Raw genomic sequence first — 16,367 nt, 5'->3', positions numbered from 1 at the left:
CCGGTCACCACTTCAGCTCGATCTCGAGCTCGCGCTCGTCGTCCCCGATCTCGATCTCGAGCGTGAAGTCGACCTCGTCAGGTACGCGCACCTTGAAGCGCAGTCCTTCTCTTTCGAACTCGACCTCGTTGTTGCTGGCGAGCGCGTCGGCCAAGGCACGCAGGCGCGCCGCTGCTTCCTCACGACGCAACCTAGCCTGTTCCGTGACTTCCATCAGGTCCATGCTGAACTCCTTGTTCTGACGTTGAGACGCGGAGCGTCCGGCAGACGGCACGATCGCAACCTACCCCGCGCTGACACGGAGACCGACCGACAAATGCGTGACGTGCAGACGAACAGCCGGAGTCTCCAACCCACGTGCCTGGCCTACACGACCGACGAGGCCTAGGGGAGTGCTCGGCGGATCTCCCTGAGGAGGCTTGGGTACGGGTCGGCGAGCGGTGCCCGCTGCGAGCGGATCTCCTCGTGGATCCGACGCAGTGGTTCGCCGGCAACGTAGTGTCGCCCCCGTCGTTCGCCACGTGGTTCCAGCAGGCCAGCCTCGGCGGCATTGACCAGGTCACGCGTCGCGGTCCGTTCGTCGAGCCCGGTGAGTTTCACATAGGACGGTCTCGTGACTCGGAGGCCGATCAGAGCGTCGAAGAGAGCGGCCCCGACGCGGTCGTGGAGCTTGTAGCCGTCGAGGAGTGCGTCGAGTCTGCGCCATTGAGTCTCGGCCTCGTCGAACCGTCGCCGCATCGTCTGAGCCTGCATGTGATGGGCGCGGAGATTGAACTTCACCCACAACGTCGCGTCGTTGGCGGGGTTCCACGAGCCGCGCCCCGTGGCTGCGAGAACGTCGTAGTAGTCCTGGGTGTTGTTGCCGAGCCACTCCTCGATACTCGAGAAGGTCGGCTCCACCACCTGGTCTTGAGCAAGAACCATCGTCTGCAGCGCTCGGGCCATGCGCCCATTGCCGTCTTTGAACGGGTGGATCATCACAAGGTTGAGGTGTGCCATGGCGCCGCGGACCAAGGGATCGTCCGTGGTGGTGGGGGTTGCCAGCGATCGCGACAGCTCACGCATCAGCTCGGGGACTGTAGCGCAGTCGGGTCCTTCGTAGACGTTGACGTCGCGTCTGTCGTCGCGGACGAAGATCTCTTTCGTGCGGTAGCGACCGGGAGCCTTGGACAGATCATGGTCGAGCAGCATGAAGTGCATCGACCGCAGGACTGCCTCATCGATCACGAAGCCTGGCTCGGTCGCGACGTTGAGCACGTAGGTGAGAACACGGCGGTAGGCGATGATCTCGAGCCATGTCGCCTCATCGGCGCTCAACGGCGGCTCGTCGTCCACGGCGGCCACGGCGTCCTCCTCGCTGACGGTGTAGCCCTCGATGGTGTTGGACCCTTGGATGGCGCGGGCAGTGGAGGTACGTCGCAGCAGCCCGTTCCAACGTCGAGGCGCGCGCAGGTAGTCCGCGAGGGACGCGCGCGTGTCGTGGATCTCGTCGATGACCTGCTGGTCCACGAGGTCGGGGCGTTTGTCACTTAATAAGAGACATAGGTGCAGCCGCGTCCGCCGGGCGTTCACTGGGCGCGGATGACGCCGATGCGCCCTGCCCCGGGGTGCTCAGTGTGGCAGCGCGGCGAGCTCGCTCAGCTCACGCTGATAGGCGCGGTAGGCCTCGCGCAGGGCTGCGGCGGGCCAGTCCGCCGGGCGGAGCTCGCGGGGGAGCAGTGGGTCGGCGCTGAGGTGCCGCACGATGGCTGCCGCGGTGGCGAGCCGGAGTGCGGGCTGGGCGGTCGCGGCCAGGCGCTCGAGCAGATGCTCGGCCTCGCGGGTCCATCCGGCCAGGTCCCACAGGGATGCGGCCAGGTCGGCCGGATCCAGGTCCGGCACAGCGGTGAAGTCGCGCAGCACCGGGTCGGAGAAGCGCGGGCGCTGGAGGTTGGCCGGCCGGGTCCAGACTCCCTCGCGCAGCTCGGCGAGGCGGTGCGCCTTGAGGGCGTCACGCAGGAAGGCGCGCTCGGGACCGGGGCGCCCGGTCGCGACCACGATGGCCATCTCCCAGGAGCCGTCCCAGGGCGTGTCGGCCATGCGTACCGCTTCGCCCTGGTGGGCCTGCCGCTGGACGAGCCGCTCGCCGAGCCGGTAGCCGGCGTCGGTACGCCGCAGGTCGCCGTCGCTGACCGCACGTGCCGCCGCGACCCGCACCGTCGCTGGTGCGATGCCGAAGAACTGGCCCGCGCGGGCGAGGTCGGCGGGAGTCAGCGGGTTCGGGTGCGCGCCGAGCATCAGGCTCAGGATGGTGGAGCGGGCGGAGAGCGGAGCCAGTTCGTCGCGCGCGGTAGCCACCTGCGCATCCTCTCATGCAACAACTATGGACACGATTGTCGCCATTTCTGTAACGTCATGGACATGACCAGCACCCCTGAGGCCCACGCCACCCATGTGGTCACCAACCAGGTCCCACCGCTGGTGGGTCACAACACGGCCGCTGACCCGGTCCTGCGCGAAGGCGTCGAGCGGGAGGGCGCGGGCTGGGCGCTCCCCCAGATCGACGAGCTGGGGCGCCTCGCCGGCAGCGCCGAGGCCCAGGAGTGGGGGCGCCTCGCCGAGCGGGTGCCGCCGCGTCTGCACACCCATGACCGCTATGGGCACCGGGTCGACGAGGTCGAGTACGTCCCGGCGTACCACCAGCTCATGCAGACCGCGGTGGAGCACGGTCTGCACGCGGCCCCCTGGGCCGACGACCGGGCCGGCGCCCATGTCGCGCGGGCCGCGAAGTTCTACACCTGGAACGTCGACGCCGGTCACGGCTGCCCGATCTCCATGACCTACGCCGTGGTCCCGGCGCTGCGGGCCAACCTGGAGCTGGCGACGAGGTTCGAGCCGCTGCTGACCCGGCGGGAGTACGACTTCGGGCTGCGTGATCCCGAGACCAAGCGCGGCCTGATCGCCGGGATGTCGATGACGGAGAAGCAGGGCGGCTCCGACGTCCGCGCCAACACGACCACGGCGACCGAGCAGGCCGACGGGACGTACGTCCTGCGCGGTCACAAATGGTTCACCAGCGCCCCGATGAGCGACCTGTTCCTCACCCTCGCCCAGACGCCGGCGGGCGTGTCCTGCTTCCTGGTGCCGCGTGTGCTGCCCGGTGGCGAGCGCAACGCGATGCGGTTCATGCGGCTCAAGGACAAGCTCGGCAACCGGTCGAACGCCTCCTCCGAGATCGAGTACGACGCAGCGGTCGGCTGGCTCGTCGGCGAGGAGGGCCGCGGGGTGCGCACGATCGTCGAGATGGTCAACATGACCCGCCTCGACTGCGTGATCGGCTCCTCGGCCGGCATGCGCACCGCGCTGACCATGGCCGCCCACCACGCCAGCCATCGCTCGGCGTTCGGGAAGCTGCTCGTCGACCAGCCGGCGATGCGCAACGTCCTGGCCGACCTGCAGGTCGAGTCGGAGGCGGCGACGACGGCGATGCTGCGGCTCGCCGGTGCCAACGACCGGGCGGTCCGCGGTGACGAGGGCGAGGCCGCGCTGCGCCGGATCGCGCTGGCGGTCACGAAGTACTACGTCTGCAAGCGGGCCCCGTTCATGGTCAACGAGGCCCTGGAGTGCCTGGGCGGGAACGGCTACATCGAGGACTTCGACGTCGCGCGCATCTACCGCGAGATGCCGCTCCTCTCGATCTGGGAGGGATCGGGCAACGTGGCCGCGCTCGACGCCCTGCGGGCGCTGGCGAAGGAGCCGCACACCCTGGACGCGTTCCTCGCGGAGGCCGAGCTCGCCTCCGGCGCCGACGCCCGCTACGACGCCGCGCTGGACCGGCTGAAGAAGGAGTTCACCTCCTTCGACGACATCGAGCTCCGGGCCCGGCGGATCGTGGAGCAGATGGCCCTGGTCTTCCAGGGCTCGCAGCTTCTGCGGTACGCCCCGGCTCCGGTGTCGGATGCGTTCTGCGCCTCGCGTCTCGGCCGGGACTGGGGTGGTGCGTTCGGCACGTTGTCGCCGCGGGGCGACCTGGACGCGGTCATCGAGCGGGCGCTTCCGGCATGACCGTCTCGGTCACCAAGGACGGTCCGGTCACGACGATCGGGATCGACCGTCCCGACGTACGCAACGCCGTCGACCGGGCGACGGCAGCGGCCCTGGTCGCCGCGTTCGAGCAGTTCGACGCCGATCCCGACGCCGCCGTCGCGGTGCTCCACGGCGAAGGCGGCACCTTCTGTGCCGGCGCCGACCTGAAGGCGGTCGCGGGCGGGGACCCCAACCGGTTCGAGCCCGACGGGCACGGCCCGATGGGACCCACGCGGATGCGGCTCGGCAAGCCCGTGATCGCGGCGGTCGCCGGTCATGCGGTTGCCGGCGGCCTGGAGCTGGCGATCTGGGCGGACCTGCGGGTCATGGAGGAGGACGCGGTCTTCGGCGTCTTCTGCCGTCGCTGGGGCGTACCTCTGATCGATGGCGGCACCGTCCGGCTGCCGCGCCTGATCGGCACCAGCAACGCCATGGACATGATCCTCACCGGCCGCCCCGTCGGCGCCGAGGAGGCGCTGCGGATGGGGCTGGCCAACCGCGTCGTGCCGACCGGCCAGGCCCTCGCGGCGGCTCAGGACCTGGCCCGTCAGCTCGCCGCGTTCCCGCAGACCTGCCTGCGTCACGACCGGCTCTCGGTGCTGGAGCAGGAGGGTCTCGGCGAGGAGGAGGCCCTGGCCGCGGAGTACGCCCACGGCGTCGTCTCCGTCACCTCCGACACCGTCGCGGGCGCGACCCGGTTCGCCGGCGGAGCCGGACGTCACGGCACCTTCGGCGACGGTTGATCGCAGGTCAGCCCAGGGGGAGCGGAGCGCTCTCCTTGGTGTTGCCGAAGGCGAACGTGGTCTCGATGGAGGCGAGGGCCGGCATGGTGCGGAGGTTGTCGCGGAGGAACTGCTCGTAGGTCTCGAAGGACGGGGTGACGATCTTGAGCAGGTAGTCGTGGTCGCCGGCCAGGACGTACGCCTCGGTGATGTCGGGGATCGACCGTAGGTGCTCCTCGACCGCCTCGACGGCGGCGTTGGTGTGGGTCGCCATCTTGATACGTACGAAGGCAGTGATGTTCATGCCGACGGCGTGCGGGTCGATGACCGCGCGGTAGCCGCTGATCACGCCGGCCTCCTCCAGGGCCCGTACGCGCCGCAGGCACGGCGAGGGGGAGAGGCCGACGCGGTCGGCGAGCTCCTGGTTGGTCAGGCGGCCGTTCTGCTGGAGCTCCCAGAGGATGTGCTTGTCGGTGTCGTCGAGCGTGCGCATGGTGGCAGATTCTGCCACTCGCGCGGTTGATCGCGGCAGATCCGGCAATCATATGCGCCGCTGATTTCCCTATCGTGGCGCGACATGGGGATGCGACAGGAGAGCGGCACACGGGCGCCGGCTGGGTGGGCGGCGCTGGCGATGACGGTCGTTCTCTGGTCGTCGTTCGCACTCAGCACGCGCGGCATCGGCGGGTCCAGCCTGACCGTCGCCGATGCCGCGTTCCTCCGCTTCGTGACGCCCGTGGTCCTGCTGGCCCCGCTGCTGCCGAGCACGATCCAGGCCGTACGCCGCGAGCGACCGCAGGTGCTCGCCCTGCTGCTCGTCGGCGGGCTCCCGCACTTCCTCGTCTTCGCGTTCGGCGCCCACCTCACCAGCGCCGCGCTGACCGGGATGCTGGTCCCGGGCACGGTGCCGCTGTTCGTCACGCTGCTCGCGATGGCGCGCGGCCGGACCTCGTTGCCGCCGCGGCGGCTGGTGGCGCTGGGGCTCATCACGGCCGGGGTGGCGGTGAGCGGGCTCCTGGTCGGCGGCGGCGCGTCGCTCGGCGGGGTCGGCCTGCTCCTCGTCGGCGGGTTCGCCTGGGCGGTGTTCACCTCGGGCCTGCAACGTACGAGCCTGTCGCTGCTGCAGATGGTGCTGATGATCTGCACCGTCTCGAGCATCGCCGCGCTCGTCTTGGCGGTCTCCGGTGCGATGCCGTCGCACCTGCTCGCCGGGACCGCCGAGGTCGGCGACGTCCTCGCGCTCACTGCGCTCCAGGGCATCGGCACCGGTCTGATGTCGACGCTCTGCTACGCCTTCGCCGTCAAGGCGCTCGGCAGCGGCCGTGCCTCGGTCGGTGGCGCGGTGAGCCCCGTGCTGACCGCGGTCGTCGCGGTCCCGATCTTCGGCGAGCAGATCGGCCTCGGCCTCGCCGTCGCGCTGGCGCTCATCGTGGCCGGTGTCGCCACCTTCAACGGCACCGCGAGGCGGCCCGTCGTTCCTCGACCACCGATGTCGTGTGGAGCTCCCGGTGGGCTGAACTCGACGGCGTGGTCAGTCGGGCGGTGACGCGACCGAATCGCGCCGCACGATCGGACACTCCAGGAGCGAGATCTCGCCGCCGCCCTGCTCCGTCCAACCTGCGTACGAGGTGTCGAGACCGAGCACGGACTCGACCGCGAGGCGGCCCATCTCGCGGTGCGGAAGGCGCATGGTGGTCAGCGGTGGGTCGAGCTCGGAGGCGATGAACTCCTGGTCGTCGAATCCGACGACCGAGAGGTCGTCGGGGATCTTGAGCCCGCGGTGTCGTACGCCCCGGTAGAGACCCATCGCCATCCGGTCGTTGAAGCAGAAGATTGCGGTCGGTCGTTGACCGGCGGGCAGGTCGATCAGCTCGCCACCCCGTACGCCGCCGCTCACTCCGGAGGGCATCCGTACGTGCAGTCTGGGGTCGGGCGCGATGTCGTACTCGGCGAGCGCGTCGAGATAGCCCTGGTGCCGTAGGCCGGAGGCGATGGTGTTGGTGTCGTCGTCGAGGAAGGCGATCCGCCGGTGGCCATGCTCGAGCAGCTCGCGGACAGCGGCCCGGGCCGCGGCGCGCTCGGCGGGCACGATCGAGCGATAGCTGCCGCTGGTGGCGCGGGCGTTGAGGAAGACCGTCGACTCAGGCATCGACGCGACCGGCTCGACTTCCTGGTGGTACATCCGAGCGACGATCAAGGCGGAGACCTGGTGCTCCACCAGCGAGTCCATCGCTCGCTGCATCACATCGGGTCGCGCGGGCTTCCCGACGTTCACGACGAAAAGGAGATGATCGTTGCGGGCGGCCTCCTCCTGGGCCGCGGCCAGCATCGACACCGCGAATGGCGTCGTCGTGACCTCGTCGGAGATGAAGCCGATCGCCTGACTGGTGCGCCGCCGCAGACCCCGCGCCATCTGGTTGGGCCGGTAACCGAGCGCGTCGGCCGCCTTGCGCACCCGCTCCCGGGTGGGTTCGGGGACCCGGACTCCCGCGCGCTGGCCGTTGAGCACCACCGAGACGGTGGTGACCGAGACGCCCGCCCGCTGTGCGACGTCTTTGAGGGTCGGTCGCCCTGTCATCGCTATCGCCTCCTCGGTTCGGGCCTCGTTCGCAACCGGGCCAGAGGTTGACACTGAAGAAACGTTGTATCACAGTTGGAGAATCGTTTCTTCAAGTGATGGCAGTCACATCCACCCTCCGATTGGAGACCAGCAATGGCCGATCTCAGCCGCAGGGGGCTCCTGGCCCTCGCCGGACTAGGAGCCGTCGGCACCGCGTTCTCCTGGGACCGTCTCATCGCCAAGGACATCCCAGGACGCGACACCGACGCCCTCACCGTGGTCATCCTCGGCACCGCGCAGGACGCTGCCGCCCGCAAGAACCTCGTGGACGCGTTCCGCGGGAAGAACCCCGACATCAAGGTCCGGGTGCAGGGCATCCAGGGCACCGACTGGAGCGACTACTTCGCGAAGATCCTCACCCTGGTCGCGGCAGGGACCGCGCCCGACGTGGTCCTCGTGGCCACCGAGGGTGCTCAGCTGTTCGCGGACCGGCTCGCGCATCCACTCGACGAGTACGTCGTCCGTGACCAGGCCGAGATCCAGGAGTACTTCGACGACGTACATCCGGCGCTGATCGAGGCGTTCATGTACCAGGGCAGCCTGTTCCAGGTCCCGATCGACTTCAACGCCGCCAACATCTACTACAACACCAAGGCCTGGGAGCGCGCCGGCCTCGCGCGGCCCGCCGACGACTGGACCGTCGACGACTTCCTCGACGCCTCTCGGCGGATGGCCCGCAGCGCGAAGGGCTCGTTCCGGCCGTTCTACTGGACCAACCGGCTCTGGGGCGGGGTCGTCCCGTGGCTCTACGCCAACGACACCAGCTTCCTCACGGAGTCCAAGGCCGGTGGCGGCTCGTGGCTGTGGGACAAGTTCTACCCCGATGACCCGTCGTCGGCCAGCCGAGGTGGCGGCTTCCAGTGGCTGGAACCGAACGCGGAGGACCCGAGGGTTGCGGAAACCTTCGAGATGTTGCGCGCGATGGTCGCCGACGGGCTGGCGTCCAGCCCAGCCCAGGGCGGCGGCAACGAGCTCGTCGGCCGGTTCGCCGACGGGCAGATCGGGATGACGCCGGCTGGCGGGTTCTGGGTCGACGGCCTGGCCGCCGGCGGGATGAAGCCTGGCGACTACGACGTTCAGTTCTTCCCGCGCGGACGTGTGCAGCGGCACCAGTTCGGCGCCGCGGGCTACGCCATCCTGAAAACCTCACAGCGCAAGGACGAGGCCTGGGAGTGGATCAAGTTCTGCTGCAGCCGTGAGGGCATGCAGATGTCGATACCGATCCCAAACACGACACCGACTCGACGGTCCATGGTCAACGCGACCTTCTATGAGGGCAAGGGCCCCGAGCACTGGAAGGTCTTCTACGACACCCTCGACCGCTTCCCGACGACCGCGCCGATCCCAGCACCCCCGCAGCAGGCCGCCGTCGAGACGGCCCTGATCAAGAACGTCGTGGGCATCCTGACGGGTTCAGCCGGCAACGTACGCCGCGGCCTGAGCGGCATGCAGCGCGACCTCGAGCTCGCCCTGAAGGAGAAGTGATGGTCACCACCGACCTGGCGGCGCCGAAGGCGGCCGCTCCCCAGACCCGGCGACGTACCCATCGTGCAGAGCGGTTGCTCGCGGTCGCCTTCCTGGCGCCGACGGTCATCGGGATGGCACTGTTCGTGCTGCTGCCGATCGTCGCCTCGCTGCTGCTCGCGTTCTTCCGCTGGGACATCATCACCAGCCCGGAGTTCGTCGGGTTCGACAACTTCGTCGACATAGGCGCGGACCCGACGGTCCGGGTCGCGTTCATCAACACGATCCTCTTCGTCGTCATCGCGGTCACGCTCCAGCTCGCCGTGGCCCTGGGCCTGGCGGTGCTGCTCGAGACCAAGATGCCGCGGCTGCTGGCATCGTTCTTCCGCTCGGCGTTCTTCTTCCCGCTGATCCTGTCCGCCGCATCGGTGTCGCTGGTCGCGTCCTACCTGTTCAACCAGGACTTCGGGCTGGTCAACGTCATCCTCGGCTGGGTGGGCCTGCCGAACGTACCCTGGCTGACCTCGTCTGCAGGTGCGGTGACCGTGGTGATCGCGGTGTACGTGTGGCAGAACTTCGGCTTCTCGTTCCTGCTCTTCGTCGGTGGTCTCGCCAACGTTCCTCGCGAGGTGTACGAGGCGGCCTCGATGGACGGGGCCAGCGGCTGGCACCGGTTCACCCGGGTCACGCTCCCGATGATCAGTCCGACCATCCTGGTCGCCTCGGTGATGGCGATCATCAGCGCCCTGCAGATCTTCGACCAGCCCTACGTCCTGACCCGAGGCGGTCCGGGCGACTCCACACGCACGGCCGTGATGGTGATCTTCCAGTCCGCCTTCCGTGAGCTCGAGTTCGGCAAGGCCTCCGCCATCGGGATCGTGCTGACCCTGATCATCATCGGCGCCACCTACGCGCAGTTCCGACTGAGCCGCCGCTTCGTCTTCTACCAGTGAGGAACCCACGATGACTGTCGACGTACGCCTTCCCGCGGCCGCGCCGCGGAGCGCAACCAGCCCCTTGGTCCGGCTGCGGGGCCTCGGTCGCCCCGTGGTCCTGGCCGCAGCCGCCTTCCTCACGCTCGGACCGGTCGTATGGACCGCATGGGTGGCCCTCGCGCCCTCCGGCGAGGGCTTCGGCCTCTCGGCCTTCCGTGACGTGTTCGCCCAGGTGGACATGGTCCTGCTCGTATGGAACTCCGTCCTGGTGACCGGGCTGATCGCGGTCGGACAGATGGTGACCGCAGCGATGGCCGGATACGTGTTCGCACGGATCGAGTTCCGCGGCCGCGAGCTGCTCTTCGCGGTCGTCCTCGGCACGATGATGGTGCCCCTGCAGGTGACCATCGTGCCGGTGTTCATGCTCATCCGCGGCATGGGCCTCGCCGACACCCTGATGGCGCTGATCCTGCCGGCGATCCCCACGGCGTTCGGGACGTTCCTGATGCGGCAGTTCTTCCTGGGGCTGCCCGGTGATCTCGCCGACGCCGCCTCGATCGACGGTGCCAGCCCGTTCCGTACGTTCGCCTCGGTGTACGCGCCGCTGGCGCTGCCCGGCATGGCGATCGTCGGCGTGCTCGCCTTCAACTATCACTGGAACGAGTTCTTCCGACCGCTGATCCTCACCGTCTCCGAGGAGAACTTCACGCTCCCGCTCGGCCTGGTGAGCCTCCAGGGCAACCTCGGCACCGGATCGATGTCCACCGTCCTGGCCGGGGTCGTGCTGTCCATGCTCCCGGCCCTGGCCGTCTTCGTCTTCGGCCAGCGGTCCCTCCGAGAGGGCCTCACCGCCGGGATCAACAAGTGACCGAAACACTCGACATCTCCCGCGGGAGGGAAGGAACGACAGGGATGACTGCACGACCACGGGTGCACTTCGCACCGAGGGCCGGATGGATCAACGACCCCCACGGCCTGACCTGGTACGACGGCCGCTACCACCTGTTCTTCCAGCACGTGCCCGACTCGCTGGAATGGCGTCAGGACATCCACTGGGGCCATGCGACCAGCACCGACCTCCTGCACTGGGAGGAGCAGCCCGTCGCGCTGCGCCCCAGCGATGACGAGGCCGGCTGCTGGTCGGGCGCGGTCGTCGTCGGCGAGGACGGTACGCCGCGGATCATCTACACCTCGGCCCGCGAGGAGAACCTCGGACTGGGCAAGGTACGGGTCGCCCGGCCGCAGGACCCGAGCCTGACCTCATGGGTCCACGGCAACGTACTCGCCACCGCGCAGCGCGACGACACCGACGTCTTCCGGGACCCGATGATCTTCCGCGATGGCGACCGGTGGCGGATGATCGTCGGCCATGGCAACCGCGACGGGGTCGGGGGTGCGGAGGTCTTCAGCTCCGACGACCTCGACTCGTGGACGTACGACGGCCTGCTCGCCACCCGGTCGCACGAGGAGAAGAATCCCTGGACCGGGACGGCGTGGGAGTGCCCGCAGCTCGCCCGCCTCGGCGACTCCGACGTGCTCGTGGTCTCGGCCTGGGAGGAAGGCACGACCCACCACGTGGTCGCAGCCCACGGGATGTACGCCGACGGGCGTTTCTCCGCCGATCGCTGGCAGCAGATCACGGCGGCCCCGGGACATTACGCCGCCTCTGCCTTCGTCGACGCGGAGGGACGCCAATGCCTGATCTTCTGGATCCGCGGGATTCGCGACGGTGACCAGTGGGCGGGGGTGATCAGTGTGCCGTACGTCGTCTCCGTCGATGACCGCATCCGGTTGACCCCGCACCCCAGTGTGGAGAAGGCCCGGAGGGTCGACGATCGTCCGGGCACGGCGCTGGACATCGAGTGGAGCCCGACCGGCGATGGAACACTCCGGCTCGTCGGTGACAGCCAGGTCGCCGAGCTCGAGCTGCGCGACGGTCAGCTGCGGTTGGCGGTGGCCGGCGGTGCAGAGCCGGTCGTGGTCGACCACACCGGCCCGACCGTGCGGATCGTCGTGGACGGACCGGTGCTCGAGGTCGTCGCCGACGGTGGCCTGGTCGGTCTGCAGGTCGCAACCGGAGACGGCGTCGTCCCCGAGACCGACGCCCCTGGCCGGCTGGACTGGTGGCATCTCACCTGATGTTTGATCACCGCCTCCGTCGAGCTCGACGAGCAGCCGAACGAGATCGCGGTGAGCTGAGCTCACCGAACGCCGACTCGGCGCGTCTGTCCCAGCTCAAGCCGTCGAGTCGGCGCGTCTGTCCCGGCAACAAGGCCTGAGTCGGCGCGTCTGACCCAAGCCTCGACCGGACTTGGGACAGATACGCCGACTCGGCGGCATTTCGTGGGACAGATGCGCCGGGTCGGCGGCGGTTTTCGGGACAGACGCGCCGGGTCGGCGGGTCAGGACAGGGCGCGGCGGGCGGTGTCGAGGAACGTACGGAAGGACTTGCGGTCGTCCGGGCCGAGGTCGGCCAGCATCTGTTCCTCGAGCTCCTCGACGCGCGGGTCGTAGGTGTCGAGGAAGGCGCGGCCCTCGGCCGTGAGACTGATCAGCATGCGGCGCCGGTTGTCGGGGTCGGTGCGGCGCTCGATGAGACCGCGGCGCTCGAGGGCGCCGATGAGGTCGGCGGCCGACTGGGCGCGTACGAAGGAGGCGCGGGCGAGGTCGGCGGCGCTCATCGTGGGGCGGCGCTCGAGCACCGATAGGGCGGTGTACTGCAGGGCGGTGACCCCTGATTCCTTCAGCACGGCGTCGAGCCGGGCCCGGGTGGCGAGCTCGAGCTGCTTGACGACGTAGAGCAACAGGGGTGCATCGGTCATGCGGTCATTCAAGCATCGCCGCGCTTGCGGGAGGCGCACATCTCTGCAATTATCAGGATTCCTGTCAATCATGAGGAGTTCACCATGCCCCTGCGAGCCGAGCGCATCGACGACGTCGCGGTGCTGACCCTCGCGCGTCCGGAGAAGCGGAACGCGCTCAGCGACGAGGCGGTGCTCGGGATCGAGCGGTTCTTCGACGGCCTGGAGCCGGACGTACGTGCCGTCGTCATCGACGCGGACGGCGACCACTTCTGCGCCGGGCTCGACCTGGCCGAGATGACTGAGCGCGACACCCTCGCCGGGGTCACCCACTCGCGGATGTGGCACCGGGTCTTCGAGAAGATCGAGTTCGGCCCGGTGCCGGTCGTGGCGGCGTTGAAGGGTGCCGTGGTCGGGGGCGGGCTGGAGCTCGCCGCCGCCGCGCACGTCCGGGTCGCGGAGGATTCGACCTTCTACGCCCTGCCCGAGGGGCAGCGTGGACTCTTCGTCGGCGGCGGCGCCTCGGTGCGCGTCCCGCGGCTCATCGGCGTCCCCCGGATGGCCGACATGATGCTGACCGGCCGGCGCTACGACGCCCAGGAGGGCTTGGCCCTGGGACTGAGCCAGTACGCCGTCGCCGACGGCCTGGGCCGCAAGACCGCCCTCGAGCTGGCCGGCCGGATCGCCCAGAACGCGCCGCAGACCAACTTCGCCGTCGTGCAGGCGCTGCCGCGCATCGCCGAGGCCAACCCTCGCGACGGCTTCCTGATGGAGTCGCTGATGGCCGCGATCGCCCAGGGGACCGACGACGCGAAGGGCCGGATGCAGGACTTCCTCGCCGGACGGGCGAAGAAGGTGACGGACCAGTGAGCATCGAGCAGGGTGACGTCGTCTGGTCCCCGCCCGCGGACATCCTCGAGACCTCGCGCGTCGGTGAGTTCCTGGCCTGGCTGGCCCGCGAGCGCGACCTGGAGATGACCTCCCACGAGGAGCTGTGGCGCTGGTCGGTGACCGACTTCGACGGATTCTGGTCGGCGGTGTGGGAGTTCTTCGGGGTGCGGTCGCACTCGCCGTACGACACCGTGCTCGCCTCCCGCGAGATGCCCGGCGCGCGCTGGTTCCCGGGCGCGACCCTCAACTATGCCGAGCACGCGCTCGGCACCGACGAGGATCGCGACCGGGTCGCCGTGCTCGGCCGGTCGCAGACGCGTGCCGACGTCGAGCTGACCTTCGGCGACCTGCGCGACCAGGTGGCTCGGGCGCGAGCGGCGCTGCAGAGGCTGGGCGTACGCCGCGGCGACCGCGTAGCCGGCTACCTCCCCAACATCCCCGAGGCCCTCGTGGCCTACCTCGCCACCGCCAGCCTGGGCGCGACCTGGGCATCGTGTGCGAGCGAGTTCGGGCCGCGCAGCGTGATCGACCGCTTCGCCCAGATCGAGCCGGTCGTCCTGCTCGTCGCCGGCGGTTACCGCTACGGCGCCAAGGACGTCGACCGGCAGGGCCAGGTGGCCGAGATCCGGGCCGAGCTGCCGGCGGTGCGCCATGTGATCGACGTGGAGTACGGGGCACACCGGGTCGACGACGCCCTCTCCTGGACCTCTCTGCTCGACGCGGAGGAAGGGGCCGAGCTCGCCTTCGAGCCGGTGCCCTTCGACCACCCGCTGGTGGTGCTCTTCTCCTCCGGCACGACCGGCCGGCCGAAGGCGATCGTCCACGGCCACGGCGGGATCCTGCTCGAGCACCTCAAGAACCATGCGCTGTCGTGGGACATGGGGCCTGACGACCGGATGCTCTGGTTCTCCACCACCGCCTGGATGATGTGGAACGCCCTGGTCTCCTCGCTCCTGGTGCGCTCCTCGATCGTCATGGTCGACGGCAACCCGATGCACCCCGATCTGACCTGGCAGTGGCGGCTGGCGGCGTCGACCGGGGCCACGGTGATGGGTGCCAGCCCGGGGTTCGTGATGGCCTGCCGCAAAGCTGACGTCGATCTCAAAACCCTTGGTGACTTGCGGATTCGCATCCTCGGCTCGGCTGGCGCGCCGCTCCCGCCGGAGGGCTACGCCTGGCTCCGGGACCAGCTCCCGGGAGCCCAGATCAACGTCGGCAGCGGCGGCACCGACGTCTGCTCCGGCATCGTGCAGAACAACCCGCTGCTCCCGGTGTACGCCGGCGAGATCTCCGGCCGCTGCCTGGGCGTCGACGCCCACGCCTACGACGAGTCCGGCCGCCCGGTCACCGGCACCCTCGGCGAGCTGGTGATCACCTCGCCGATGCCGTCGATGCCGGTCGGGTTCTGGGGCGATCCTGACGGTTCCCGTTACCGCGCGGCCTACTTCGACCACTATCCCGGTGTCTGGCGCCACGGCGACTGGATCCTCTTCCACGACAACGGCAGCTGCCACGTCGCCGGCCGGTCCGATGCCACCCTCAACCGTGGCGGCGTACGCCTCGGCACCGCCGAGTTCTACCGCGTCGCCGAGGAGGTGGACGGTGTCGCCGACTCGCTGGTCGTCCACCTCGAGGATCCCGAGGGCGGCAACGGCGAGCTGCTGCTCTTCGTCGTCACCGACGACGGCGTCCGCCTCGATGACCTGCTCCGCGCCCGCCTGGTCGGTGCGCTGCGGTCGGCCCTCTCCCCGCGGCACATCCCCGACCAGGTGATCGAGGTGCCGGCGGTGCCGCGCAACCTCACCGGCAAGAAGCTCGAGCTGCCCGCCAAGCGCATCCTGCAGGGAGCCCGCATGGAGGACGTGGCCAGCCGGGACGCTCTTGCGAACCCGACGTCGCTCGACCCGTTCGTCGCGCTGGCCAGGTCCGGCGCCCTACGGAAGGTGGACGCATGAGGAGCGGTGAGAACGTTCGTACGCTCGGGGTCGTCGGCACCGGCGCGATCGGCGTCAGCTGGGTGGTGCTCGGGCTCGAGCACGGTCTCGACGTGGTCGCCTGGGACCCGGCCGAAGGTGCCGAGGAACGGCTGCGCGCCCAGGTCCCGGAGGGGTCGCTGCGGTTCGCGGGCGGTCTCGCCGAGGTCGGGCGCGACGCCGACCTGGTGCTCGAGAGCGGACCCGAGCGTCTCGACGTCAAGCGCGAGATCTTCGCCGCGCTCGACGCGGCGGCGCCGGCCGACGTGCTCCTGACCAGCAGCTCCTCGGGGTTGATGCCGAGCACCTTCCAGGACGCCTGCACGCGGCACCCGGAGCGGGTGCTGGTGGCACACCCGTTCAACCCGCCGCACCTGGTGCCGCTGGTCGAGGTCGTCGGCGGTGCGGCGACGAAGCCCGAGGCCGTCGAGGCAGCCCTGGTGACCCTGCGCCACCTGGGCAAACGCCCCATCCACATCCGCCGCGAGGTGCCCGGCCACGTCGCCAACCGGCTCCAGGCAGCCCTGTGGCGTGAGGCCTACCACCTCGTCGACCAGGGCGTCGTCTCCGTCGCGGACATCGACACCGCAATCGCCGACGGACCCGGGCTGCGCTGGTCGCTGCTCGGACCCTTCGCGACCCAGCACCTCTCCGGCGGCCCCGGCGGTCTCGGCCATGTGCTCGAGCACCTCGGCCCGCCCATGGTCGACTGGTGGGACGACCTGGGTCACCCCGAGCTCACCGACGGCCTGATCGAGAAGCTGGTCTACGGGGTCGACGAGGAGCTCGACGGGACCTCCGCCGAGGACCTGGTCGCGCGCCGCGACCAGGCGCTGCGGCGGCTGCTGGAGATCAAGACCGACCTCGGGCTCAGCTGAGCCCCACGCATCCGAAGA

The 16,367-nt window shown here is 69.6% G+C and carries 16 protein-coding genes; 10 read left to right on the top strand and 6 right to left on the bottom strand.

Going from position 1 to position 16,367, the window contains the following annotated elements:
• Positions 1-4: 4 nt before the first annotated feature.
• The 3 genes from G5C66_RS02380 to G5C66_RS02370 all read right to left on the bottom strand — a co-directional run bounded on the left by G5C66_RS02380 (position 5) and on the right by G5C66_RS02370 (position 2,337).
• The gene (locus G5C66_RS02380; RefSeq protein ID WP_165109368.1) at positions 5-223 is read right to left on the bottom strand and encodes an amphi-Trp domain-containing protein; all 219 of its coding nucleotides are present in this window, start codon (positions 221-223) and stop codon (positions 5-7) included.
• 161 nt (positions 224-384) lie between these two features.
• Positions 385-1,509, bottom strand: coding sequence for a Fic family protein (locus G5C66_RS02375; RefSeq protein ID WP_206443650.1), 1,125 nt, complete (start codon positions 1,507-1,509; stop codon positions 385-387).
• Positions 1,510-1,611: 102 nt separating this feature from the next.
• Positions 1,612-2,337 carry a PaaX family transcriptional regulator C-terminal domain-containing protein gene (locus G5C66_RS02370; RefSeq protein WP_165109367.1) on the bottom strand — a complete coding sequence of 242 codons (726 nt, stop codon included), beginning with the start codon at positions 2,335-2,337 and terminating at the stop codon, positions 1,612-1,614.
• Positions 2,338-2,400: 63 nt separating this feature from the next.
• Here G5C66_RS02370 and G5C66_RS02365 point away from each other — a divergent pair, with 63 nt between their 5' ends.
• Positions 2,401-4,044 carry an acyl-CoA dehydrogenase family protein gene (locus G5C66_RS02365; RefSeq protein ID WP_165109366.1) on the top strand — a complete coding sequence of 548 codons (1,644 nt, stop codon included), beginning with the start codon at positions 2,401-2,403 and terminating at the stop codon, positions 4,042-4,044.
• The gene (locus G5C66_RS02360) at positions 4,041-4,808 is read left to right on the top strand and encodes a crotonase/enoyl-CoA hydratase family protein (protein ID WP_165109365.1); all 768 of its coding nucleotides are present in this window, start codon (positions 4,041-4,043) and stop codon (positions 4,806-4,808) included. Before G5C66_RS02365 ends, G5C66_RS02360 begins: the two co-directional genes overlap by 4 nt.
• 7 nt (positions 4,809-4,815) lie before the next feature.
• On the opposite strand, the gene G5C66_RS02355 is transcribed toward G5C66_RS02360, so the two are convergent.
• Entirely contained in the window at positions 4,816-5,280 is a 465-nt protein-coding gene (locus tag G5C66_RS02355) for an Lrp/AsnC family transcriptional regulator (protein WP_165109364.1), read from the bottom strand.
• Between the two features lie 84 nt (positions 5,281-5,364).
• Here G5C66_RS02355 and G5C66_RS02350 point away from each other — a divergent pair, with 84 nt between their 5' ends.
• Positions 5,365-6,333: a DMT family transporter gene (locus G5C66_RS02350; RefSeq protein WP_241248167.1), complete on the top strand. Its 969-nt coding sequence runs from the start codon at positions 5,365-5,367 to the stop codon at positions 6,331-6,333.
• On the opposite strand, the gene G5C66_RS02345 is transcribed toward G5C66_RS02350, so the two are convergent.
• On the bottom strand, positions 6,319-7,365 hold the full coding sequence (locus G5C66_RS02345; protein ID WP_165109363.1) for a LacI family DNA-binding transcriptional regulator: 1,047 nt from the start codon (positions 7,363-7,365) through the stop codon (positions 6,319-6,321). The two genes, G5C66_RS02350 and G5C66_RS02345, sit on opposite strands and share 15 nt — an antisense overlap.
• Positions 7,366-7,500: 135 nt before the next feature.
• On the opposite strand from G5C66_RS02345, the gene G5C66_RS02340 reads away from it, so the two are divergent.
• From G5C66_RS02340 to G5C66_RS02325, 4 genes are read left to right on the top strand one after another with little or no spacing between them, the layout of a single operon-like run.
• A complete protein-coding gene (locus G5C66_RS02340) occupies positions 7,501-8,892 on the top strand; it encodes an ABC transporter substrate-binding protein (protein WP_165109362.1) in 1,392 nt (463 codons plus the stop codon).
• Positions 8,892-9,824 carry a carbohydrate ABC transporter permease gene (locus tag G5C66_RS02335; protein ID WP_165109361.1) on the top strand — a complete coding sequence of 311 codons (933 nt, stop codon included), beginning with the start codon at positions 8,892-8,894 and terminating at the stop codon, positions 9,822-9,824. The genes G5C66_RS02340 and G5C66_RS02335 overlap by 1 nt, the downstream gene beginning before the upstream one ends.
• Before the next feature lie 10 nt (positions 9,825-9,834).
• Positions 9,835-10,674 (top strand): carbohydrate ABC transporter permease, encoded by an 840-nt coding sequence (locus G5C66_RS02330; protein ID WP_165109360.1) that lies wholly within the window; start codon positions 9,835-9,837, stop codon positions 10,672-10,674.
• 44 nt (positions 10,675-10,718) lie between these two features.
• Positions 10,719-11,945, top strand: coding sequence for a glycoside hydrolase family 32 protein (locus tag G5C66_RS02325; protein WP_165109359.1), 1,227 nt, complete (start codon positions 10,719-10,721; stop codon positions 11,943-11,945).
• Positions 11,946-12,208: 263 nt separating this feature from the next.
• Here the strand turns inward: G5C66_RS02325 and G5C66_RS02320 are convergent, their stop codons facing one another.
• Entirely contained in the window at positions 12,209-12,628 is a 420-nt protein-coding gene (locus tag G5C66_RS02320; RefSeq protein ID WP_165109358.1) for a MarR family winged helix-turn-helix transcriptional regulator, read from the bottom strand.
• An 84-nt stretch (positions 12,629-12,712) separates the two neighbouring features.
• Here G5C66_RS02320 and G5C66_RS02315 point away from each other — a divergent pair, with 84 nt between their 5' ends.
• Genes G5C66_RS02315 through G5C66_RS02305 form a run of 3 tightly spaced genes read left to right on the top strand, consistent with a single transcriptional unit; the run spans position 12,713 to position 16,349 of the window.
• Positions 12,713-13,477, top strand: coding sequence for a crotonase/enoyl-CoA hydratase family protein (locus G5C66_RS02315; RefSeq protein WP_165109357.1), 765 nt, complete (start codon positions 12,713-12,715; stop codon positions 13,475-13,477).
• Entirely contained in the window at positions 13,474-15,453 is a 1,980-nt protein-coding gene (locus tag G5C66_RS02310; protein ID WP_165109355.1) for an acetoacetate--CoA ligase, read from the top strand. Before G5C66_RS02315 ends, G5C66_RS02310 begins: the two co-directional genes overlap by 4 nt.
• Entirely contained in the window at positions 15,450-16,349 is a 900-nt protein-coding gene (locus G5C66_RS02305) for a 3-hydroxyacyl-CoA dehydrogenase NAD-binding domain-containing protein (RefSeq protein WP_165109353.1), read from the top strand. Before G5C66_RS02310 ends, G5C66_RS02305 begins: the two co-directional genes overlap by 4 nt.
• The last annotated feature ends 18 nt before the right edge of the window (positions 16,350-16,367 follow it).

The sequence above is a fragment of the Nocardioides turkmenicus genome, from assembly GCF_011045035.1.
Lineage (GTDB): Bacteria > Actinomycetota > Actinomycetes > Propionibacteriales > Nocardioidaceae > Nocardioides > Nocardioides turkmenicus.
Note: the sequence above shows the minus strand (reverse complement) of the source record. Positions and strands in the feature narration are given on the sequence as shown.